Here is a 21,509-nt window from a genome sequence, read left to right as displayed (position 1 = left end):
TCTTCGCGACTATCGGCAGCGCCCGCGCAAAAAACCTTGACCGGGCGAAATCGACAGGCGGCGACACAGCGGCGGCGCAGCGCACATTTATGCCGGGCCTACTCGCTCTCCCCTTCCAGCGCCGGCACCGCCACGCCCGCCAACTCCGCCGCCAGCAGCCGCGCGGCACCGGCGCGTGCAATCCGCAGCATCAGCGCCTTGCGCGTTGCCGCCGCCATGCGATGCTCGGACGCGTCGCGCAGGATCTCGGCGCCGTAGCCGTCGGAAAGGATGAAGCCGCATTCCTCGGGGAAGATTTCGGATGGCACGCCGGGATGGGTGGCGAAGAAGAAGCGGTCGGAGTGCAGCCGGTAGTCAGGCCATTTGCGGTCGACGCGAAAATCCTCGATCGACGATTTGATCTCGATGATCCAGATGTCGCCCTGGCGGGTCAGCGCGACGAGGTCGGCGCGCCGGCCGGTGGCCAGCGACAGTTCGGGCAACACATGCATGCCCATTTGCATCAACAGCCGCTGCACGCCACGCCGCACCAGCATGGCGCGTTCCGACTGGCGGCCATCGATCAGGGGGTTGAGGGGAATCGGGGAAATGATCGGCATGGCGATCACCATGCCAGATTTTGTTCACGGTTTGAACCTGTTTTTGGCCGGCGATTATCCGGTTGACAAACCCAACCCATTGGATAATGTATCGGAACGTCCAAGGCACATTCCGAGAACAAGCCCATGTCCATCCTCTCCCGCCCCGAATTCCATGACGAAGCCAAGGCTTTCGAGCATGTGGAAGGCATCCTTTGGCCGAATGGTCCGGTCTGTCCCAAGTGCGGCTCCGTTGATCGCCACTATTCCTTGAAGGGCGTTCGCACCAAGCCGTCCAAGAAGAACCCGAACGGCGTCGAGCGTCATGGCCTGTACAAGTGCAGCGCTTGCCGTTCGCAGTTCACCGTCCGCATGGGATCCATTTTCGAGGAAAGCCATTTGCCGCTCACCAAGTGGCTACAGGCTATCCACCTTATGTGCGCCTCCAAGAAGGGGATCAGCGCTCACCAGATGCACCGCATACTCGAATGCACCTATGAGGCCGCTTGGTTTCTGTGCCACCGCATTCGCCTTGCAATGGCGTCTGGCGATTTCTCTCCGCTTGGCGGCAACGGCAAGACCGTTGAAGTTGACGAGACCTACATTGGCCGTCTGGCTGGCACCCCTGTTAAGCGTGGCGGTGGCGCGCACAAGAACTCTGTCGTTACGCTTGTCGAGCGTGGTGGCCGCGCCCGTTCCTTCCATGTCGATACCGCCCGCATCGGCACCGTCATGCCCATCGTTCGCGCCAACATTGCCAAGGAAAGCGCCTTGATGACTGACGAGGCTGGCATGTATCGCCGCGTGGGCCAGGAATTTGCCACGCACGATGTCGTCACGCATTCCAAGGACGAATACGTTCGCTACGAAGGCGAAAAGACCATCCACACGAACACCGTGGAAGGCTTCTATTCGATCTTCAAGCGCGGCATGAAAGGCATCTACCAGCATTGCGGCGAGCAGCACTTGCACCGCTATCTGGCTGAGTTCGATTTCCGCTACTCGAACCGCATCGCGCTTGGCGTCGATGACGGCACCCGCGCTTTCATCGCCTTGAAGGGTGCTGCCGGTAAGCGCCTCCGCTATCAAAGACCTGCTTGACGAAAAGCGAACGCACTTCCGAAAGCCGGTGCAGCTAGAGCTTCCGCTCTGGCCGAAACGCAGGCGGCAATAATCAATTATTAGCTTGGCCCGAGAGTGGGCGGCCTTTTTTCCAGAGTGATTCGAGTTGGGACACATCACCCGAATCGAACGCCGATTCCAGTTCGTGAAGCCATTTGTCGTCCGGCTCAAACACGAACTCTTTTGGGAAACCCACATCTCCAAAGTTGTCCGCATCGTCGATGGAATCAAATTGGGGATTCCGGATATAGATGAGTTTCTTTGTCTCTGCCACGGCGATGCGGTCAAGGGGCTTCATACCATAAGCCATTGCGATGCATCGTTTTTTCATTTCGATCTCCTTCGCTTGGACTTTAAACCGGGCAGCTGTAGGCCGCCAGCGAAAGGATGGAAAATTGCCAAACTAAAATATGCAAAACGCATATGTTCCGTGCGGAACACAACCCATCTTGAACTTTGGCACACGGTCGGATAGTTATAGTCATATGGTTGTGGGCAGAAAGGCTTGCACAATGGATGACCGAACGGAACACGAACAGAACGGCGGACAGAATAGCGCGGGCCGGACACCGCCCTATGTCTCGTTCAAGTCCTTTCTGACACTCTTGGAGGACTTTAAGAAAACCGGGACGCCGCCTCGAATTGACAGGTCAGTTCTAAGCCGTTTTTCAGGTGGACTCGGCTCGCAGTTGCTTGTCGCTCTTAGGTCATTAGGATTGATGGCAGAAGACGGGACGCCGACCGGCCTACTTGAAGAACTGGTGGCTTCATACGACACGCCGAATTTTCATTTGGGTTTGAAGCGGATTTTAAACCACGCCTATCCATTCCTGAACGGCGTGGATTTGAAAACCGCCACTCCTTCAATGTTCGCTGAGGCGTTTAAGAACGGGACGAACGCCAAAGAAGATGTGCTGAGGAAATGCCGAACCTTTTTCCTCCACGCCGCGAAGGCGGCTAACATCGAAATTGGACCTAGGCTGGAAAAAGGAACCTACACGCGAACATCCTCTGGAAACGGGCGGAAGAAGCGGAAAGCATCAAAGCCGGAGGAAGCCGACAATTTGGGTTCACCTGGCGGTGTTCAAACTCCGGTCGAACACGGTAAAGCGCTTGAATATCAGCTTATCGACCTAATGACCGAGCCGGATATTGACGACAACGTGAAGCAGTCGATTTGGGCGCTAGTCCAATATCTGACAGCGAGGAAGATGAAAAAAGCGACGGCATCCAAGGACACCGCCGCTGCCTGATTTCGAGTGTACCGCGCGTTAGCTGGCCAGCGAGCCGCGATACAGAACCTGTAGAAAAGAAAGGAGGATGCGTCATGTGGTTCATGACCCGGAGAATACCGGTAGCCGCCTAACGGCGGTTCACCCTGCCCCCTTCCACAAGGGGTGGATAGATAGCGAGGGCGACGGCGTGTCCATAGCGCCGACGCTCCCCGCAACTACGTATCAGATTCACCTGAAACCGTCTAGGTTGACGCCTATGCCAGACAAGAAGCCGCAGATTGAGAAGTTTCGCGAAGCCGCGCGGGAGTTGAAAACCGATCACTCCGACGAAGCTTTCGAAGCGGTTGTGAAGAAGATTGCCAAGGCGCCAAAACTGACAGCGGAACAGATAAAGAATCTGGTGCGCAAAAAGCGCCAAACTGATTGAAAACAGCCCTAGAAAAGGAAAACCCCAGTCGCCGGGGCGCTGGGGTGGTTGCGCTGAGAGCAGCGCAACGATGTGAGCGCAAGGTAGTGTAGAATTGGGGAAAGATCAAGACCCGCCAGAGGGAAAACGTGCGGCGCTCTATGTCGACGGTTTCAACCTCTACCATCCAATCCATGAAAAAGGCGAGCCGTTTTTGAAATGGGCGAGCCTTTGGAAACTGGGAGAGATATTCTGTCGAAAGAACGGCCTAACCCTAGTTAAGGCCGTTTGCTGCACAGCCGTGCCGCAAGACGACGCCGGGAAACGAGATCGCCATAACAGCTTCAATTCGGCCCAAATTGCTTGCGGCGTGACGATCCTGAAAGGGCACCACGTAGTTGATCCAGAAAGCAAAAAGAGGAGCGAGAAACAGTCGGATATCAACCTCGCTCTGTCGCTTATGATGGACGCTGAGGACGACGTTTTCGATTGGGCATTTCTTTTGAGTGCCGATTCAGATCAAGCGGCAACAGCCAAGTTTTTCTCTGACAGGCACCCTAAAAAGGCGTTGGTAGGAGTGGCGCCGCCGACGAAGAACGTTCCGGATAAGGTTATCCCTTATTGCATCTCACATTTCGTGATGAGCTTTGACCAACTGGAAGAGTGCATTATGCCGGCGATGGTTCCCGGCTTAAAAGGCTTTATCCGTCGACCAGCGGAATATGCTCGACCGGATTGGTGGATGCATCCGGATGACCGACCGAAAAAGAAGCCCAAGGAATAGCGATGCTCGACCTATTTTGCGGTGCTGGCGGTCTCTTACAAGGCCTGTAGCCATTCCCCTACGGCTGGGGAGCCCCTTAGTTACTTTCAAAGGTAAGCGGCGATTCCCGCTTTGTTCTGGATTTTGCAACTACCCGCAATCGCGCGGGTGTGCCGGCCTGTCGAGGACGATAATCCTATTTCACTTTGGGTTTGTCAACCATACAATCGCCTTTTGGCCGGCGATTATATACTTTACAAACCCAAAGTGGAATAGGAATGTATTCTCCCACAGGAGACCCGCCCTTCCAAAAGGCGGGTCGTTCACGTATTCTTCAGGCGCGGATAGGAGAGGTTTGCAACGGGAGGAATAGATGGTTCGCATTTTCGCACTATCAGTCGCCTTCGCCACGCTTGCTCTGCCAGCCCTCGCCGAGGACACGGTCGATACCGCAACGGTGACCTGCGGAGAGTACATCAAAAGTGGCCACAAATTGATGGTGGCGATAGAGGCGGCGTTTCACGAGGCGATGAAGAACGATCCCAAGCTGGGGTCGCTCAATCAGAGCGCCTTAGCCGATGTCATGTCGAACGACTGCGCCGGCAAGCCGGACGTCAAAGTGATCGACGCACTCCAACATCAGTAAGCTACCGCTACCCGGCCGTAGGGGAATGGCTGCTACAGGAGTTGGCGCAAACTAGCCTTTTCCGGCCTCTCGCTTCCGGCGCACCAGTTCCTTTATCTGCTCATTGGTGAGCTTCGGCGCGTGGGCAATCTTGTTGACGATGGCTTCGAAGGCAGCGTCTGACTGGTCGGTTTTCAGTTCGCGCGCGGCGTCTCTGAATTTTTCGATCTGTGGCGGTTTCTCTGATTTACCCAAACACACCGTCCTCATCTTGGTCCTCGACGTCAGCGAGGATTTCCTTATCAAGTTCAAGCAGAGGCAGGTCAGCCGACCTCAGGAACAATGGCGGGTAGCGTTTCGTTCGCTTACAAAAGACACGAAAACGCCGCTCGACCGGAAGGGAGCGGCGTTTACCAAGTGTGGTGTCCTACCCTAGACGAAACCCCGGTTGGTCGGGGCCGCCGGATTCGCACCGACGTTTCCAGCTTGTTCGCTATTATCCTACAGGTAGTGATCACCCATCGTCCTTACAAGCGCCATTGGCGCTACCCAGCCGTAGGGGAATGGCAGGGTAGCGCTTCTCTCCACGCTTCTGCCGCACCAATTCCTTTATCTGTTCGTTGGTGAGTTTCGGCGCGTGGGCGATCTTGTTCACCATCGCCTCGAAGGCGGCGCCGGACTGATCGGTTTTGTATAGCAGACCCGGATTTCGGCGGGCGGCCTGCACGGCTTGAAGCTCATGGTGCAGGCCTGCCCTTCCATAAGACGAGCCGCTCGCGTTAGGATTGCAGTTCCTGCTTGGGGAAGGGGGAGCTATGTTTTCGCGAGGTGTCACGGTTGATCTGGTTTTCACCGCTGCAGCGGGCGTCGCTACTGTCGTATGCGTGCTCCTAACTCAAAGGTACAAGGTCAAGCAGTCGCTTCTTATCCGCCTGTTTTTCCTGATTATGATTGGGGCAATTTTGCTGGAAATGCAGGTGGCAGTCGCTCTCGGATTTTGAGCGTCAGCGCCTCATTAGGCGAGTATCCAGTTGGCAAACCCGGGGGGCGGCTTGATCCGAGCGCCTTCCGCGATCGCACCATATTTGGTCTGGGTGCAGTCTGGTATTGATCCGGGGCGGCCCTATGTCGTGCCAATCAACTTCCGTTCTTAGCTATAAGACGGCAGGACTAAAGTCTTGTGCCGTGAACGCAAAGGTCTGATGTAACCGCTTTGGTTCTGTTCTTGTCCATTGGACGTTCCGTATTTTAGTCAAACGAGATATTAGACCTTTAGCGAAGTTTTCGTGCGCGTCCGACGCCCAGTCTATTCCGGCGCCAGCCTTTCAAGCCGTGGTCGTCCTGTCTCCGGCCAGCGCCGATCCCGCAATGTCATCCAAAATCGGGCAATCCGGCCGGTCGTCACCATGGCAGGCGTGGATCAGCTTCTGCAAGGTCGTGCGCATCGACTGCAGCTCGCGCACCTTCTCCTCGATGGCGCTCACATGGGCGGCGGCGATCTCGCGCACATCGTGGCTGGCGCGGCTGCGGTCGCGGTAGAGCGCCATCAACTGTCTGCAATCATCGATGGAAAAACCGAGGTTGCGGGCACGGCGCAGGAAGGCCAGCCGGTGGATGTCGTCGCCCGAATAATCGCGATAGCCATTGCCGGCGCGCGCCGGCGCGATCAGGCCGATCTCTTCATAGTAGCGGATGGTCTTGGCCGGCAGGCCGGACCGCGCCGCGGCATCGCCAACATTCATAGTGGTTCCTCGATATGGTTCCCTGAATCCGGGCTATCCGACAGGACCGCCCATTGTTTTTCCTTCACAATCCCGTGACCCCTGTTGCCGAAATACCATAGCTGACGGCTTACCGGCACGTAAGCTCTTGCATATAGGCATCGCGCGCTTGGCAAGCAAAGCAAATGCCAGCATGAATGATTTCAGGAAAAGCGGCCGTAACGTGCCGCTCGATATGGGCGGGGCATCGGACCATTTCATGCGCATGAAGTCATTTGCAATCGTTGCTGCACTTGCGTTGTCGACCGCGATCTCGGGTTGCAGCACGATCGGCTCGCAACTCTTCACCAACAACTACGGTTCGGTGAATGATGCAGGCTACCAACTGCCGCGCATCCCAATCGAGAAGGTGCCGCTGAAATACCACCGGCAGGAGGTGAACTACGACACCTCGGAAAAGCCGGGCACCATCATCGTCGATACCCAGAACAAGTTTCTCTACTTCGTCGAGGGCGACGGCCGGGCGATCCGCTACGGCATCGGCGTCGGCCGCGAAGGTTTTGAATGGCACGGCACCGCCCACATCGCGCTGAAGCGCGAATGGCCGACCTGGACGCCGCCGCGGCAGATGATCCAGCGCCAGCCGGAGCTGGCCAAGTTTGCCGGCGGCATGGAGCCGGGCCTTAAGAACCCGCTCGGCGCGCGCGCCATGTACCTGTTCAACAAGGGCGGCGACATGGGCTACCGCCTGCATGGCAGCCCGGAATGGAATTCGATCGGCAAGGCGATGTCGTCGGGCTGCATCCGGCTGATGAACCAGGACATCATCGACCTCTACGACCGCGCCTCGGTCGGCGCCAAGGTCATTGTTATGTGATTACCCTTCGTACGCGGACCGTCTAGGCAACAACGGACGTCCCAAACAGAAAACCGGGCAATTCGGCCCGGTTTTTTGTTATCTGCATGAAGGTGATCGAGGCGCTTAGGAAACTTGTTCGACCTGCTGCACTTCCGGCACGAAATGGCGGAGCAGGTTCTGGATGCCGTGCTTCAGCGTCGCCGTCGAAGACGGGCAGCCGGCGCAGGCGCCCTTCATGTGCAGGAACACGGTGCCGTTCTCGAAGCCGCGGAAGGTGATGTCGCCGCCATCCTGGGCAACCGCCGGACGCACCCTGGTGTCGAGCAGTTCCTTGATGGTGATGACCAACTCCTCATCGGCCTTGTCGTAGAATTCGCCGGTCTGGCTGGTCTCGGCGGCGGGGCCGGCATTGACCATGACGGGCGCGCCCGACATGAAATGCTCCATGATGGCGCCAAGGATGGCCGGCTTCAGATGCTGCCAGTCGGGGCCGTCCTTGGTCACGGTGACGAAGTCATAGCCGAAGAACACGCCGGTGACGCCGGGAATCTCGAACAGCCGGCCGGCCAGCGGCGAGGCGCTCGCGGCACTGTCGGCGTCGCGGAAATCGGCGGTGCCTTCAACAAGCACTTCCTTGCCGGGCAGGAATTTCAGCGTTGCCGGGTTCGGCGTCGATTCGGTCTGGATGAACATGGCCGTCTCCGTGCCCAGTCGGGCAGCTAGTCTGGAATAATTCTAAATAGGCTCTATTGGCTGGACATTCAAGCGAAACGCATCGCTCAGATGGCTGGCTGGCGGAATGTTTTTGCTGGCTGGGGAATGAATCCCGGGCGGGCTATAAATCCAAGATCGTGATGTTATCCGAAACCGCTTCACACTTTTCGGCATCATGCTCTATGCGAGGCTGTCGATTTCCTCGTCCGACAGATTCTGCGGCACCACTGTGACCGGAATGGGGAAGGCGGCGCCCTTGCCGGCGACAGCGCCGACCAGCGGCCCCGGACCTTCCTTGCCGGCGCCTGCCGCCAGCACCAGGATGGCGATGTCCTGGTCTTCCTCGATAAGCTTGTGGATCTCCTCGGTCGGCTTGCCTTCGCGCACCACCATTTCGGGCTCGATGCCGAGCTTCTGGCGCACCTTGTTGGCATGGCCGTCGAGCGCCGCGCGCGCCGTGGCGTTAGCCTCCTCGCGCATGATCTTCTCGACGCCCAGCCAGTGCTGGAAATCGTCCGGTGTGATGATGTAGAGCAACACCAGCGTGCCACTGGTGCTCTGCGCCCGCTTCGAGGCGTAGGCGACAGCGCGCTCGCACTCCGGCGTGTCGTCGATGATCGCCAGGAATTTCCTGCGATGGCCGGCTTCGCGACTGAGGCGTTTGGAGACCATGTCTATCTACCTAGTGTCGTGATTTCGAAGTTCGCCTGATTTCGATATCGCGCTGTGAGCGAACTTCGAAATCAAAACGACACTAGAAATCAATAGGTTGCTCGTATCGCTGATTTTGAAATTCGCCAGAGTTGGATATCGAGGGCAGTGCGAATTTCAAAATCAGCGATACGAGTGTCAATTCGGCCGCAATCTGCCACCGCGGCAGACCGGCGGCAAGCCACCGGCCTTATGCCAGTGTGGTGCAGTGCACTGTGACGGCCGGGCTCAGCCCTGCAGCAGGCCGATAATGTCGCGCACGGTTTTCATCGTGGTCTCGGCCAGCACGCCGGCGCGCTCGCCGCCATCCTTCAGCACGGCGTCGACATAGGCGCGGTCGCCTTCGATGCGGCGCATCTCGCCGGCGATCGGCGCCAGTTTTTCCACGGCAAGGTCGGCCAGTGCCGGCTTGAACACCGAAAACTGCTGGCCGCCGAATTCCTTCAGCACGTCGGCCTTCGACATCTCGGCCAGCCCGGCATAGATGCCGACCAGGTTCTCCGCTTCTGGCCGGCTTTCCAGTCCGTCGACCTCGCTCGGCAAGGCCTCTGGGTCGGTCTTGGCCTTGCGAATCTTCTTCGAGATGGTGTCGGCATCGTCGGTCAGGTTGATGCGCGACAGGTCGGACGGGTCCGACTTCGACATTTTCTTCGAACCGTCGCGCAGGCTCATGATGCGCGCCGCCGGGCCACCGATCACCGGTTCGGTGATCGGGAAAAAGCCGTTTACCGTCTCTTCGCCGACCTGCATCTCGACGCCGACGCCAAGGCTGGCGATGCGGCTCGAAAAATCGTTGTTGAACTTTTGCGCGATGTCGCGGGTCAGTTCCAGATGCTGCTTCTGGTCCTCGCCCACCGGCACATGGGTGGCGCGGTAGAGCAGGATGTCGGCGGCCATCAGCGAGGGATAGGCGAGCAGTCCCAGCGAGGCGTTCTCGCGGTCCTTGCCGGCCTTGTCCTTGAACTGCGTCATCTTGTTCATCCAACCGATGCGCGCCACGCAGTTGAAGATCCAGGCAAGCTCGGCATGCTGCATCACCCGCGACTGGTTGAAGACGATGTGCTTCGTCGGGTCGATGCCGGAGGCAAGGAACGCTGCGGTTATCGAGCGCGTCTGGTCGGCGAGATCGTCATGGACGAGCTGCGCGGTCAGCGAATGCAGGTCGACGACGCAATAGATGCAGTCGGACGTGTCCTGCAGGGCGACGAATTTCTTGATGGCGCCGAGATAGTTGCCGAGATGCAGATTGCCGGTCGGCTGGACGCCGGAAAAGACGAGCTGTTTGAAGGCGGTCATGGGTTCCTCATGGCTTGTGGAGGGCCGTTTCGCACGCGGCGAAAGTCTTGCGACGGCGCGCTTATGGACGAGAGTGGGAATAGGATCAAGAGGTTGGAGGTCGCACAAGGGTGTCGCGTCTGTCGCCCCGGTATGTTGACCTGACAGGTTGGCGCCGCCCCTCATTGTCCTACCGGACATTTCTCCCCGTATAGTGACGGGGAGAAAGACGCCGTCATCGCCCGGTTTCGCAAATCGCCAGAGAAGCGCCGGTGCACGCGAACCGCTGCCACGCTCAGTCTACGACGAATTGTCTGGCGAAGACTGATGCCTATCGAATGGGGTCGCTAGGCTTACGGATCTGGAGATTGTCCCGTAACCGGTGGTGCACCTTTGCGCCCGATGTTGCGACGGATCATGCCGAAATCGGCGCCGCCGGTGGCAAACGCGGTGATGAAATAGAGAGCCGCGCCGCCGGCCACCAGTGCCAGCAGCGTCGTCGCCTTGATCACCAGTGGCGAGCCGGGGCCGAGCCTGACAGCCAGCCAGTGTTCGGCGAAATAGAGTACTACCGCCATCACCACAGCTGACAGCACCAGCCGCGGAATACGCTTCAACAGCGGCAGGTCGCGGCCCCAATGGCCGCGCCGGATCAAGACGGCAAGCAGCATCATCGCATTGACCCAGCCGGCGACGGCCGAGGCCACCGCAATGCCGGGCGCACCCATCCTGGGAAACAGCGTCAGCGCGGTCGCGACGTTCACGCCGACGGAAATGGCGGCGAACATCATCGGCGTGCGCGTATCCTCGCGGGCGAAATAGCCTGGGGTGAAGGCCTTGATCAGCACGAAGGCCGGCAGGCCGAGGCCGAAGATCGCCAGGATCGCCGCCACCGTCGGCGTCGAATGGTTGGCGGCAAAGGCGCCGCGCTCATAGACCAGCCGCACGATCGGCTCGGACATTACCCACAGCGCCGCCGCCGCCGGCAAGGTCATGAATAAAGTAAACTCGACAGAGCGGTTCTGCAGGTTGGCGGCCTCGACCAGATTGCCCGATTTCAGCGCCCGCGATAGTTCCGGCAACAGCACGATCGCCACGGCGACGCCGACGACGCCGAGCGGCAATTGGTAGATGCGGTCGGCATAGGCGAGTGAGGACACGGCACTGTCCTGGGCCGACGCGATCGCGGTGCCGATCAGCTGGTTGATCTGGGTGATGCCGCCGGTGATCGCCGCCGGCAGCGCCAAGATCAGCAGCCGCTTGACGTTCGGCGTCATTTTCGGCCGGCGAAAACCGATCGCGATGCCGGCATTTCGCACCGCCACCCAGACGATGGCGAGTTGCACGATGCCCGCCGCCAGCACACCCCAGGACAGGCTGAAACCGACCTCACGCGCATCCATGCCGTGGTACCATCCATAGCCGAGCACGCTGATCAGGATGATGTTGAGGAAGGCGGGTGCGACGGCAGCCGCGAAATAGCGGCGCAGCGAATTCAGCATGCCGGCCATCATCGCCGCGAGCGACATGCAGATGAGATACGGGAACATGATCGTCGCAAGCAGGACGGTCGTCTCGAACTTGCCCGGCGTGTCGGCAAAGCCCGGCGCCACCAGATAGCGCACGATCAGCGGCATCGCCAGTTCCATGACGATGGTCAGTGCCAGCAGCGCCGAGAACAGGACGCCGAACACTTCCTCCGAAAAGCGCTTGGCGCCGTCGGTGCCGTGGGTCTCGATCTCCTTGGCAAACAGCGGCACGAAGGCGGCGTTGAAAGCGCCTTCGGCAAACAGTCGGCGAAACGTGTTGGGAAACTGGAAGGCGGCGTTGAAGGCGTCCGCCACCGGCCCGGTGCCGAGGGCGGCCGCCATCAGCATCTCGCGGCCAAAGCCGAGCGCGCGGCTCATCAGCGTGCCGGACGCAACCGTGGCGAATTTCTTGACGAGGCTCATGCGCGCGGAGATTGCCTGGGTGATTGGGACAAAGTGATGGTCACTCGGCGGCCGCCTTGGCCTTGCCGCCACGCTCGGGGGCAATGCCCTCAAGTGCTGCGATCAGCCTGGTGTGAATGGCGGCGGTGCGCGCCGGGTTGTCGATCTTCTGCCCGGTCAGGTCGGTGACATAGAAGGTGTCGATCACCTTCTCGCCGAAGGTGGTGATGTGGGCCGAGGCGATGTCGAGCGAGAGATCGGACAGCGCGCTGGTGATCTCCGACAACAGGCCCGGCCGGTCCAGCCCCTCCACCTCGATGACCGAGAAGCGGTTCGACAGCGTGTTGCGGATTTCGGCGCGCGGCGGAATCTTGAACACCTTGGCGCCGCGCCGCGGCCTGGTGCGCTTCTCGATCATCTCCGGCAGCCAGCTCTTGCCCGACAGCACGTCCTCGATCAGCCGCCCGACGCGCTCGGCGCGGCGGCGCTCGTCCTCGTCGCGGTCGAACTCCCTGGAGATCAGGATGATGTCCAGGGCGCGGCCGTCGGATGTGGTGAAGATCTGTGCGTCGACGATGTTGCCGCCGGCGCCCGCACAGGCCCCGGCAATCACCGAAAGCAGACGCGGATGGTCCTGCGCCAGCACGGTGATTTCGGTCACCGCCTCGAACTGGTGGGTCCTGACCACGGTGGCGAGTTTCTTGCCCGCCGCGTCCGCCTCGCGGATGAACTCGGCATGGCGCAGCTGATCGGCAAGATCGACGGTCAAGAGGTAGTTCTCATAATGCAGGCCGACATAGCGCTTGCGCGCCTTGTCCGGCCAGTCGGCAAGCGCCTCGGCCAGCCGCTCGCGTGACGCCGCCGTCCGCTTGGCGCGCGACACTTCCGAGAACCCGCCGGTCAACAGCAGCTCCGTCTCGTAGTAGAGCGTGCGCAGCAACTGGCCCTTCCAGCCGTTCCACACGCCCGGCCCGACACCCCTGATGTCGCAGACGGTGAGGATCAACAGCATCTTCAGCCGTTCGACCGACTGCACGATCGAGGCGAAATCCTCGATCGTCTTGCGGTCGTTGAGGTCGCGGGTCTGCGCCGTCATCGACATGACGAGATGGTTCTCGACCAGCCAGGCGACGGTCTCGGTGTCGGCCGCCGACAACCCCATATGCGGGCAGATGCGCCGCGCGATCCGGGCGCCGACCTCGGAGTGATCCTCCGGCCGGCCCTTGGCGATGTCGTGCAAGAGCACGGCGACATAGAGCGCTTCGCGGCTCTTCTTCAGCCCCGGCATCAGCGTGTGCGACAGCGGATGCACCTTTTCGCCGTCGCCGCGCTCGATCTCGGCCAAGACGCCGATGCAGCGGATCAGGTGCTCGTCCACCGTATAGTGGTGGTACATCGAGAACTGCATCATGGCGACGATCTTGCCGAAGTCGGGGATCAGTCTGCCGAGCAGCCCTGCCTCGTTCATGCGCCGCAGATTAAGCTCGGCATTGCGGTCCGAAGTCAGGATGTCGAGGAACAGCCGGTTGGCCTCCTTGTCGCGCCGCAACGACTTGTTGACCAGACCGAGCGAACGGGTGAGCAGCTTCAGCGCATCGGGATGAAATTCCAGCCCGTGCTTGTCGGCGAACCAGAACAGCCTGAGCAGGTTGACCGGGTCGCGCTCGAACACCGTGTCGTCGGCGACGTTGATGCGATGGTTGTCGACGATGAAATCGGACGTGCCGGCCAGCTTGCGCTTGCGGCGCTGGAAGGTGAGGAAGATGCGGTTGAAGCCCGGCACGTGCTTGGCCTGCTCTTCCTCCAGCGCGGCGCAGAAGATGCGGGTGAGATCGCCGACATCCTTGGCGACGAGAAAATAGTGCTTCATGAAGCGTTCGACCGCCGACAGGCCGGGATGGGTGGTGTAGCCGAGACGCTCGGCGATTTCGCGCTGGATGTCGAAATGCAGTCGCTCCTCGGGCTTGCCGGTGAGGAAATGCATGTGGCAGCGCACCGCCCACAGAAAGTCCTCGGCCTTGAGGAATTCCCTGTATTCGGCCTCGGTGAAAACGGCCTTATCGACCAGTTCCTCGCCGGTGCGCACGCGATAAAAGTATTTGGCGATCCAGAACAATGTCTGCAGGTCGCGCAGGCCGCCCTTGCCGTCCTTGACGTTGGGCTCGACCAGATAGCGGCTTTCGCCGGCCTTGGCATGGCGCTCGTCGCGCTCTGCGAGCTTGGCCTGCACATATTCCGGCCCGGTGGTGCGCACCACTTCGTGGTCGAAGCGGGTCAGCAATTCATCAAAGAGTTTTTGCTCGCCCCACAGGAACCGGGCTTCCAGGATTGAGGTGCGGATGGTGATGTCGCTGCGCGACAGCCTCAGGCACTCGTCGATGTTGCGGGTGGCGTGGCCGACCTTTAGCCCGAGGTCCCATAGCATATAGAGCATGTATTCGACGATCTGTTCGCCCCACGGCGTCTGCTTGTAGGGCAGCAGGAACAGAAGGTCGATGTCCGAGCCCGGCGCCAGCGTGCCGCGGCCATAGCCACCGACGGCAACGACGGCCATGCGCTCGGCAGTTGAGGGATTTTTCACGCGATAGACATGGGTCGCGGCGAACTCGTAGAGGGCGCGGATAAGCTCGTCCATGAGATGCGACAGTCGGGCGGCACAGGCCGCGCCGCTGCCATCGTCCATCAGCATGCGCTCGGCGACCTTGCGGCCCTCGGTCAGCCGACCCTTCAGCAGCCGGAGTGCGCCAACGCGCGCGCCGGGCTCGGCGCCGTTGCCGGCCGAGGTCAGCGCCGTCATCTCGCGGCGCAAGGCGTCGCTGTCGATCAGCTCGTCGAGTTTGAGGGAGATTTTTGCCATGGATTGCCGGTCGGCCTCGCCTTTGCGCGGCGTCTATAGCGCGTTTTCACGGCGCTGTGTATGGGGCCGACGGACGCGTCGGCCGCGATACCAGAACGGAATGACCTTCTCCTGTCGGAGCTGGAAGAGATCGACGATTTGCCTCGCCAGTCGCCTTATCTCGATCCCCACCTTGGCCGCAATCGGCTTGTGGCGTTTCTTGCCCATCCCGCTTGCCACCCGTTCCTCTGTGCGCTCCTGCTTGAGCAGGCTCGGCAATTGCACTGGTCCGCCGCCAAGGAACTGAGCCTGTAGGCACAAAGCCGGCACAAGCTGATAAATGACGTGGCGGGACGAGGCCGCAAAACGCGGATTGAAGACGAGATGATCGACGGGAATGGCGATCTCATTCGTCGCCTCGATGAGGTCTCGTGCGGCCTGTCTCGACAGGATGTACCCGGCCGTGCCGATATGGACGGCGTGCAGCCTGCTCGCGGAAAAACCGTGACCACAGGCAACCTGCTTGCGTGAAATCACGGTTCGATTGAAGAACGTTTCCAGTTTGACGATGTCGGCATCGGCGGGGATCCAGTCCGCACCGGCAAGCAACGGGCCAGCCTTGTCGGCGAAGACGATGTCGTCCTCGAAGATGGCGCCATAGGCATCCTCGCCTGCCGCGATGATCGACCAGCAGTGTTTGTGGCTGAGCAGGCAAGCGATCTCGCCGTCGGCCATACGCAAATGCTTCTTGCCCTGTGACAGTGCGGCCAGATCCGGCCGATCGCGCGCGTCGACGGCGGCGACCCGCTCAAAGGCGACGCCGATGCGGGCGAACTCGGCCGTCACATGGGCGAGGCGGTCGCGGGACCGATCGAGATTGATAACCAGGCATTTCATTTGGGTGGGATCGATGCAGTGGACGGGGTGGTCGCGTCCATAACATAGGAAAGAAATTGCGTAAGCGCTTTTTCCCTCGATGCCGCCCAATGGCGGCCATGATCGAAAAGTCGAAATCGCCCCTTGACCTTCCAGTTACTGGAAGCACTACCTCCGCACCCAGACAGACATGAAGGCATTTTTTCGATGGCGCATTCCGGGCATCACCACCACGTGCACGCGGCAGATGGCAGCTGCTGTACGGCAAAGGCCGCTGCGCCGGCCACCGAAGCCGTGGTGCGCGATCCCGTCTGCGGCATGCGCGTCGATCCGGCCGCCGGCAAACAGACGGCCGAGCATGGCGGCCGTCTCTTTCACTTCTGCAGTGAGGGATGCCGCACGAAATTCGCCGCCGATCCGGAAAAATACCTGACCGCCATCGACCCGGTCTGCGGCATGAGCGTTGACCGCGCTGCCGCGAAGCATTTTTTCCGCCACGAAGGCCAAGGCTTCTATTTCTGCTCGGCCGGCTGCCAGGCGAAGTTCGAGGCCGAACCGCAAAAATATCTCGGCGACAGGCCAGCGCCGCAGCCAATGCCGAAAGGCACGCAATACACCTGTCCGATGCATCCCGAGGTGATCCGCGACAAGCCCGGCTCGTGCCCGATCTGCGGCATGGCGCTGGAGCCGATGGGTGTTCCCACTGGCGATGAGGGCCCGAACCCCGAATTGATCGACTTCACCAGGCGCTTCTGGGTCAGTGCGGTGCTGTCCATACCGCTGCTGATCGTTGCCATGGCGCCGATGCTCGGCCTGACCTTCCAGGCCTTTGTCGACGAGCGCACGATGGTCTGGCTGGAACTGGCGCTGGCCAGTCCGGTCGTGCTGTGGGCGGCATTCCCGTTCTTCCATCGCGGCTGGGATTCGCTGGTCAACCGCAGCCCCAATATGTGGACGTTGATCTCGCTGGGTGTGGGCGCGGCCTATCTCTACAGCGTCGTCGCCACACTGTTTCCGGACAGCTTTCCGCATCAGTTCCGCGGCCATGGCGGCACCGTTCCGGTCTATTTCGAGGCGGCTTCCGTCATCGTCGCGCTGGTGTTCCTTGGCCAGGTCCTCGAATTGCGGGCGCGCGAAAAGACCGGCTCGGCCATCCGCGCGCTGCTCGACCTGGCGCCGAAGACGGCGCGGCTGATCGGTGACGACGGCTCCGAGACCGACGTGCCGCTCGACGCGGTCAAGACCGGCGACCGCCTGCGCATCCGTCCGGGCGATGCCGTTCCGGTCGACGGCGTCGTGCTGGAAGGCCGTTCTTCCATCGACGAATCGATGATCTCGGGCGAGCCGCTGCCGGTCGAAAAGACGCAAGGCGATGCCTTGACCGGCGGCACGCTCAACAAAAACGGTTCGCTGATCATGCGCGCCGACAAAGTCGGCGCCGAGACCACCCTGGCCCGCATCGTCGAGCTGGTCGCCAAGGCGCAGCGTTCGCGCGCGCCGATTCAAGGGTTGGCCGATCGCGTTTCCTTCTATTTCGTCCCGGCCGTCGTGCTGGTCGCGCTTGCTGCCTTTGCCGCCTGGGCGGTGTTCGGCCCCGAGCCCAGCCTGATCTTCGCCATCGTCTCGGCGGTCTCGGTGCTGATCATCGCCTGTCCCTGCGCGCTCGGACTGGCGACGCCGATGTCGATCATGACCGCCACCGGACGCGGGGCGCACGCCGGCGTGCTGATCAAGGAAGCCGCCGCACTCGAGCGCTTCGCTTCGGTCGACACGTTGATCGTCGACAAGACCGGCACCTTGACCGAAGGCAAGCCTCGCTTGACCGATGTCGTCGCTGCCGAAGGCTTTTCGGCGAATGAATTGCTGACGCTCGCCGCCGGCCTGGAAAAGGGCTCGGAGCATCCGCTGGCCGAGGCCATCGTCGGCGGCGCCGGTGAACGCCGCCTGACGCTCAGTGAGGCCAGCGGCTTTGAAGCCGTCACCGGCAAGGGTGTATCCGGCACGGTATCGGGCAGGAGGGTCGCGCTCGGCAACGCCGCCATGATGGCCGATCTCGGCGTAGACACCGCTGCCCTGTCGGCCAAAGCCGAGGCGCTGCAGGCCGAGGGCAAGACCGCGATGTTCGTTGCAGTGGAGAAAAAGCTGGGCGGCATCGTCGCCGTCGCGGACCCGGTCAAGGCAACGACTGTCGAGGCGATCCGGGCGCTGCACGACAGAGGCTTGCGGATCATCATGGCGACCGGCGACAATGAGCGCACCGCGCGCGCCATCGCCAAAAGCCTCGGCATCGACGAGGTGCGCGCCGGCCTGCTGCCGGAACAAAAGGCAGCCCTGGTCGAGGAATTGCGCGCCAAGGGCGCCGGCGTCGCCATGGCCGGTGACGGCGTCAACGACGCGCTGGCCTTGGCCAGCGCCGATGTCGGCATCGCCATGGGCACCGGCGCCGATGTCGCGGTCGAGAGCGCCGGCATCACTTTGGTCAAGGGTGATCTCAACGGCATCGTCAGGGCGCGAACGCTTGCCCAGGCGACGATCCGCAACATCCGCCAGAACCTGTTCTTCGCCTTCCTCTACAATGTGCTTGGCGTGCCGGTCGCCGCCGGAGTGCTCTATCCGCTGACTGGAACGCTTTTGTCGCCGATGCTGGCGGCGGCGGCGATGAGCCTGTCTTCGGTTTCGGTCATCGCCAGCGCATTGCGGCTGCGGACGTTGAAACTCTGAGCAAAGCCCCCAAATACGAATTTCAATCAACAGGAGATCATGGATGACCTTGGCTAAAAAGATCGTGCTTTTGCTGATGGCGGCGGGAATGCTGCTGGCCGTTTTCCTCGAAAGCGTTCCGGCGCAATCCGAGGAAATGAAACATGACATGGGCGCGATGGCGACAGACGCGACCAGTCCGTCGACCGCAGGCTACAAGGCGGCGATGGACAAGATGCATGCCGACATGATGGCCTCGCAATATACCGGCAATGCCGATGTCGATTTTGTCAGGGGCATGATCCCGCATCATCAGGGCGCGATCGACATGGCCAAGGTGGAACTCGCCAATGGCAAGGATCCTGAAATCCGCAAGCTGGCCGAAGGCGTCATCGCCGCCCAGGAAGCCGAGATCAAGCAGATGCAGGGCTGGCTCGCCGCTCATCCGGCGAAGTAAGGGCATCGGCGAACAGCCGTGGCGGAATATCCTTTCCGGATGTCTCCCGCCGCCTATGGTGCCGGTGGCAGAAATGCGGCAAGAGAGGCCGGATGATAGATAGGTGTTAGGCAGTTGCCATCTTGCCCGTGATCCTGGCCTTCAAGCTTGCCACCGCGCCGGTTCTTATCCTTTGCCTTACGCTGCTGAGCCGCAAATACGGCCCCGCCATAGGCGGAATGCTTATGGGCGTTCCGCTGATAACGGGGCCGATCTCGGCCTTTACGGCCTTGGAGCATGGCGCTTCATTTGCACAGCACGCGGCAGTGGCGAACTTCGTCGGCCAGGTCTCGACCTGCATCTTCTGTTTTACCTATGCGCTGCTGGCGAAGCGGCTCAATGTGGCCGTGACCGTCCTGTGTAGCGTAGGAGCTTTCTTTGCGGCGACATTGATCTGGAATGAATTCGAGTGGACCGTCACATCCGGATTGGGGCTGGTTCTGATAACAATCTTGCTTCTTATGGCCCTATTGAAGCCTGTGAACATTGACGCCGCTGCAAAGATCACGATCCGTTTTGATCTCACACTGCGGATGTTGGTATCAGCTGCCTTCGTGCTTCTGATCACATTCTTGACAGGGCATTTCGGTGCAAAGCTAAGCGGTCTTCTTGCGCCATTTCCGGTCTTCGTTCTGATTCTGAGCGTTTTTACGCACCATCAGATGGGATCGGGGGCCGCATCAAATCTTGTTAGAGGCGTGATCACTGGCTCGTTTTCGTTTGCCGCGTTCTTCGCAGTGGTGGCAGTCTGGCTGGACAATCTTGGCATTGCTGCCACCTATTCAGCGGCGGCGCTCGCGAGTGCGATGGTAAGTGGATTGGTCTATCTGATCCTCCACCGTACAGCCGCATCTGCCGCATAGCGGGGTTTGTCGAACAATCGCCCGAGCGAAGGCGAGGAAGCTTCAGTCTGGATTTTCGGCCATGGCTGTGCTGCGATCTAACTTCACACGGAGCTGGCCATGTCATCTAAGATCAGAACCACCACGCTGCCTTCCGGCGATGCCGTCCAGGTGCTGGGCCAGGGCACATGGAAGATGGGCGAGGATATCAGTCGCCGCGCTGGTGAGGTCAACGCCCTGAAGCTTGGGCTAGACCTCGGCATGACGCTGATCGACACCGCCGAAATGTATGCCAGCGGCGGCGCCGAGGAGGTGGTGGCCGAGGCCATTGCCGGACGCCGCGACGACCTCTTTCTTGTCTCCAAGGTGCTGCCGTCCAATGCCTCGCGCGCCGGGGTGGCGCGGGCCTGCGAAAACAGCCTGAGGCGCCTGCGTACCGACCGGATCGATCTCTATCTCCTGCACTGGCCGGGCAGCGTGCCGTTGACGGAAACGGTCGAGGCTTTCGAGGCATTGAAGAAGGTCGGCAAGATCCGCCATTGGGGCGTCAGCAATTTCGACACTGACGAGATGGAAGAGTTGACCAGCCTGTCGTCCGGAGATCATGTCCAGACGAACCAGGTGCTCTACAATCTGTCGCGGCGCGGCCCCGAATTCGATCTCGCGCCGTGGAGCCGGCAGCGCGGCATCCCGATCATGGCTTATTCACCGGTCGAGCAGGGCGCGTTGGCGCGCAATTCCAGGCTGGAGACCATCGCCGCCCGCCACAACGCCACGGCAGCACAGATAGCGCTGGCCTGGGTGGTGGCGCAGCCGGGCGTCATCGCGATCCCGAAGGCCAGCAGCCAGGAGCATGTCCGCCAGAATGTCACCGCGCTCGACGTCAAGCTGACAAATGAAGACCTCGCCGAGCTCGACCGTGCCTTTCCGCCGCCGACGCGCAAGCGCGGGCTGGAGATGATCTAGAGGAAGCGGTTTTAAGAAAAGGCGACGAGACAGGAACAAGCATTGGAACGAATTTCAGCCGGGCCTCGTCACACCACCTACAAAATCGGAACCATGACGGTCACGTCGCTACGTGACGGTTATGTCGACATGCCTGTCCGACGTTTACGCCAGCCCGGAGATCGGACATTCGGCGATGACCTGCCATCGCAGGTATCGCTCGTTGACGGCGCGCTCAGGCTATCAGTCAACGCTTTCGCGATCGATGACGGCGACGACATCACGCTGATAGACACAGGGGCTTCGAACGCCTGGCACCCGACAATGGGGCATCTGCCCGAGGCGCTGCGCGAGGCGAAGATCGCCATCGACCGGGTACGCACGATTGCCTTCACCCACACCCATCTTGACCATATACACGGGCTCATCCTTGCCGATGGCCGGGATGGCTTCCCGCAGCTCGCTCACCTGCTTGTTCCGCGACCTGAGCTCGACATGTTTCGCGAGGAGGCGAGGCTGGAACGCTTCCACGACCGCGCCCAGCCTCTCGATGCTGGACAGCGCCTCAGCGCGCATATCGAGACGATTGCCACCCCTGGCCATGAAGTCGGCCACACCTGCTTTCGCGTCATGAGCGGAGGCGAAACATTGTTGATCTGGGGCGACATCGTGCATGTGCCGTCGCTTCAATTCGATCAGCCGGAGATCACGTGGGAGTTCGACGCCGACCAGGAGCAGGCGAGGACAAGCCGGCTGCAGATACTGGCGCTCGCAGCCGGCAACGCCTGCTACGTCGCGGGAGCGCATCTCGATTCGCCGGGCGTCGGTAGGGTTTTTCGAACCGAAACGGCCTTCCGCTTCGAACCCTTATAGC

At 60.7% G+C, this 21,509-nt stretch carries 22 protein-coding genes; 11 read left to right on the top strand and 11 right to left on the bottom strand.

The window, feature by feature from the left end:
- Nucleotides 1-98 precede the first annotated feature (98 nt).
- A complete protein-coding gene (locus AC1DYO_RS00250; RefSeq protein ID WP_477259189.1) occupies nt 99-599 on the bottom strand; it encodes an MmcB family DNA repair protein in 501 nt (166 codons plus the stop codon).
- A 126-nt stretch (nt 600-725) separates the two neighbouring features.
- Here AC1DYO_RS00250 and AC1DYO_RS00245 point away from each other — a divergent pair, with 126 nt between their 5' ends.
- On the top strand, nt 726-1,679 hold the full coding sequence (locus AC1DYO_RS00245) for an IS1595 family transposase (RefSeq protein WP_477259187.1): 954 nt from the start codon (nt 726-728) through the stop codon (nt 1,677-1,679).
- 73 nt (nt 1,680-1,752) lie between these two features.
- Here AC1DYO_RS00245 and AC1DYO_RS00240 read toward each other — a convergent pair whose 3' ends face one another.
- Nucleotides 1,753-2,031: a hypothetical protein gene (locus AC1DYO_RS00240; RefSeq protein WP_477259186.1), complete on the bottom strand. Its 279-nt coding sequence runs from the start codon at nt 2,029-2,031 to the stop codon at nt 1,753-1,755.
- A 181-nt stretch (nt 2,032-2,212) separates the two neighbouring features.
- Here AC1DYO_RS00240 and AC1DYO_RS00235 point away from each other — a divergent pair, with 181 nt between their 5' ends.
- From AC1DYO_RS00235 to AC1DYO_RS00220, 4 genes are all read left to right on the top strand, one after another.
- On the top strand, nt 2,213-2,953 hold the full coding sequence (locus tag AC1DYO_RS00235) for a hypothetical protein (RefSeq protein WP_477259184.1): 741 nt from the start codon (nt 2,213-2,215) through the stop codon (nt 2,951-2,953).
- A 238-nt stretch (nt 2,954-3,191) separates the two neighbouring features.
- Nucleotides 3,192-3,362, top strand: coding sequence for a hypothetical protein (locus AC1DYO_RS00230; protein ID WP_477259182.1), 171 nt, complete (start codon nt 3,192-3,194; stop codon nt 3,360-3,362).
- 94 nt (nt 3,363-3,456) lie between these two features.
- On the top strand, nt 3,457-4,125 hold the full coding sequence (locus AC1DYO_RS00225; protein WP_477259180.1) for an NYN domain-containing protein: 669 nt from the start codon (nt 3,457-3,459) through the stop codon (nt 4,123-4,125).
- A 352-nt stretch (nt 4,126-4,477) separates the two neighbouring features.
- Nucleotides 4,478-4,750 (top strand): hypothetical protein, encoded by a 273-nt coding sequence (locus tag AC1DYO_RS00220; RefSeq protein WP_477259179.1) that lies wholly within the window; start codon nt 4,478-4,480, stop codon nt 4,748-4,750.
- A 51-nt stretch (nt 4,751-4,801) separates the two neighbouring features.
- Here AC1DYO_RS00220 and AC1DYO_RS00215 read toward each other — a convergent pair whose 3' ends face one another.
- From AC1DYO_RS00215 to cueR, 3 genes are all read right to left on the bottom strand, one after another.
- The gene (locus tag AC1DYO_RS00215; RefSeq protein ID WP_477259177.1) at nt 4,802-4,999 is read right to left on the bottom strand and encodes a hypothetical protein; all 198 of its coding nucleotides are present in this window, start codon (nt 4,997-4,999) and stop codon (nt 4,802-4,804) included.
- 244 nt (nt 5,000-5,243) lie between these two features.
- Complete coding sequence (locus AC1DYO_RS00210; RefSeq protein WP_477259175.1) at nt 5,244-5,456, bottom strand: hypothetical protein; 213 nt, start codon at nt 5,454-5,456, stop codon at nt 5,244-5,246.
- 598 nt (nt 5,457-6,054) lie between these two features.
- Nucleotides 6,055-6,471 (bottom strand): Cu(I)-responsive transcriptional regulator, encoded by a 417-nt coding sequence (gene cueR, locus AC1DYO_RS00205; RefSeq protein ID WP_477259173.1) that lies wholly within the window; start codon nt 6,469-6,471, stop codon nt 6,055-6,057.
- 238 nt (nt 6,472-6,709) lie between these two features.
- Between cueR and AC1DYO_RS00200 the strand changes: the two genes are divergently transcribed.
- On the top strand, nt 6,710-7,327 hold the full coding sequence (locus AC1DYO_RS00200) for a L,D-transpeptidase (RefSeq protein ID WP_181056846.1): 618 nt from the start codon (nt 6,710-6,712) through the stop codon (nt 7,325-7,327).
- 105 nt (nt 7,328-7,432) lie between these two features.
- On the opposite strand, the gene AC1DYO_RS00195 is transcribed toward AC1DYO_RS00200, so the two are convergent.
- The 6 genes from AC1DYO_RS00195 to AC1DYO_RS00170 form a co-directional block, all read right to left on the bottom strand.
- On the bottom strand, nt 7,433-8,002 hold the full coding sequence (locus tag AC1DYO_RS00195; RefSeq protein ID WP_142867561.1) for a NifU family protein: 570 nt from the start codon (nt 8,000-8,002) through the stop codon (nt 7,433-7,435).
- Nucleotides 8,003-8,203: 201 nt separating this feature from the next.
- Nucleotides 8,204-8,695: a universal stress protein gene (locus tag AC1DYO_RS00190; protein ID WP_181056459.1), complete on the bottom strand. Its 492-nt coding sequence runs from the start codon at nt 8,693-8,695 to the stop codon at nt 8,204-8,206.
- A gap of 267 nt (nt 8,696-8,962) precedes the next feature.
- The gene (gene trpS / locus AC1DYO_RS00185) at nt 8,963-10,030 is read right to left on the bottom strand and encodes a tryptophan--tRNA ligase (RefSeq protein WP_477259171.1); all 1,068 of its coding nucleotides are present in this window, start codon (nt 10,028-10,030) and stop codon (nt 8,963-8,965) included.
- Between the two features lie 332 nt (nt 10,031-10,362).
- Nucleotides 10,363-11,961 (bottom strand): murein biosynthesis integral membrane protein MurJ, encoded by a 1,599-nt coding sequence (murJ, locus tag AC1DYO_RS00180; RefSeq protein ID WP_477259169.1) that lies wholly within the window; start codon nt 11,959-11,961, stop codon nt 10,363-10,365.
- A 40-nt stretch (nt 11,962-12,001) separates the two neighbouring features.
- Nucleotides 12,002-14,797, bottom strand: coding sequence for a [protein-PII] uridylyltransferase (locus AC1DYO_RS00175; RefSeq protein ID WP_477259167.1), 2,796 nt, complete (start codon nt 14,795-14,797; stop codon nt 12,002-12,004).
- A gap of 33 nt (nt 14,798-14,830) precedes the next feature.
- Nucleotides 14,831-15,763 carry a glycosyltransferase family 25 protein gene (locus AC1DYO_RS00170; RefSeq protein ID WP_477259165.1) on the bottom strand — a complete coding sequence of 311 codons (933 nt, stop codon included), beginning with the start codon at nt 15,761-15,763 and terminating at the stop codon, nt 14,831-14,833.
- Nucleotides 15,764-15,859: 96 nt separating this feature from the next.
- On the opposite strand from AC1DYO_RS00170, the gene AC1DYO_RS00165 reads away from it, so the two are divergent.
- The 5 genes from AC1DYO_RS00165 to AC1DYO_RS00145 all read left to right on the top strand — a co-directional run bounded on the left by AC1DYO_RS00165 (nt 15,860) and on the right by AC1DYO_RS00145 (nt 21,508).
- Entirely contained in the window at nt 15,860-18,373 is a 2,514-nt protein-coding gene (locus tag AC1DYO_RS00165; protein WP_477259163.1) for a heavy metal translocating P-type ATPase, read from the top strand.
- Nucleotides 18,374-18,416: 43 nt separating this feature from the next.
- Nucleotides 18,417-18,809 (top strand): CopM family metallochaperone, encoded by a 393-nt coding sequence (gene copM / locus AC1DYO_RS00160; RefSeq protein ID WP_477259161.1) that lies wholly within the window; start codon nt 18,417-18,419, stop codon nt 18,807-18,809.
- Nucleotides 18,810-18,931: 122 nt separating this feature from the next.
- The gene (locus AC1DYO_RS00155) at nt 18,932-19,711 is read left to right on the top strand and encodes a hypothetical protein (protein WP_477259159.1); all 780 of its coding nucleotides are present in this window, start codon (nt 18,932-18,934) and stop codon (nt 19,709-19,711) included.
- A 99-nt stretch (nt 19,712-19,810) separates the two neighbouring features.
- Nucleotides 19,811-20,656 carry an aldo/keto reductase gene (locus tag AC1DYO_RS00150; protein ID WP_477259157.1) on the top strand — a complete coding sequence of 282 codons (846 nt, stop codon included), beginning with the start codon at nt 19,811-19,813 and terminating at the stop codon, nt 20,654-20,656.
- Nucleotides 20,657-20,749: 93 nt separating this feature from the next.
- Complete coding sequence (locus tag AC1DYO_RS00145; protein ID WP_477259156.1) at nt 20,750-21,508, top strand: MBL fold metallo-hydrolase; 759 nt, start codon at nt 20,750-20,752, stop codon at nt 21,506-21,508.
- Nucleotide 21,509 lies beyond the last annotated feature (1 nt).

Source organism: Mesorhizobium sp. P2_F5, from assembly GCF_056403715.1.
Note: the sequence above shows the minus strand (reverse complement) of the source record. Positions and strands in the feature narration are given on the sequence as shown.